Source organism: Vibrio sp. 03_296 (assembly GCF_002265885.1).
On sequence record NZ_NPKW01000646.1, the window covers coordinates 1 to 736 of the forward strand.

At 47.6% G+C, this 736-nt stretch carries 1 protein-coding gene and 1 pseudogene; both read right to left on the reverse strand.

From position 1 onward, the window contains the following. Nucleotides 1-431, reverse strand: a pseudogene (locus tag CIK04_RS26855) (response regulator); the annotation flags it as partial. Between the two features lie 89 nt (nt 432-520). Further along, nucleotides 521-736, reverse strand: a 216-nt coding sequence (locus tag CIK04_RS26860; protein WP_176463443.1) for an aquaporin, incomplete at its 5' end; no start/stop codon positions are given.

A 736-nucleotide genomic window follows, 5' to 3' on the forward strand; every position in this document is an offset into this window, starting at 1 on the left:
CTACGCAGCAACGCGCGAATGCGCGACAGCAGTAATCTTGGTTTTACTTGCTTCACGATGTAGTCGTCTGCGCCCAGTTCTAATCCCATGACTTGGTCTATGTCGTCATCTAGGGCCGTTTGCATCAAAATCATGCCATGGTACTTACTGCGTATCGCTTTGCACACTTCCATTCCGCTTGCCGGCACATAATATCGAGAATCACCAAGTCAGGTTGGTTTGACAAGATTGCATCGACGGCATGAAAGCCATCCGAGACGATATCAATCTGAAATTCATAGTTTTGTAGAAAATCTTTGATCAACTCAGCGAGTTCCAAGTCGTCTTCGACAAGCATAATCCGATATGAGGCAGGTGAGGTCATAGTGTTGCGTGGCAGAGAGTCAATAACAAAACTATAAACCCAGTTCAATGAATTGCTCTGTGACCATTTGTGACCAAGTCACAAAGTTGTGATGCGTTTTATAAAATATTGAGAGGCAATAGAAAAAGAGCCGCTCGAATCGGCGGCTCGCTGTGATTAGTCTTTGTTGGGGCCTGAAATCAACTTGTAGGCCACCGCCCCAAGTAATGCGCCTAGAATCGGCGCGACCCAAAATAGCCAAAGTTGCGCCCAGTGGCCCCAATCACCAACATAGAGAGCAACACCGGTACTTCTAGCTGGGTTGACCGAAGTGTTGGTCACCGGAATGCTGATGAGATGGATAAGTGTGAGGCACAGACCGATAGCGATGGG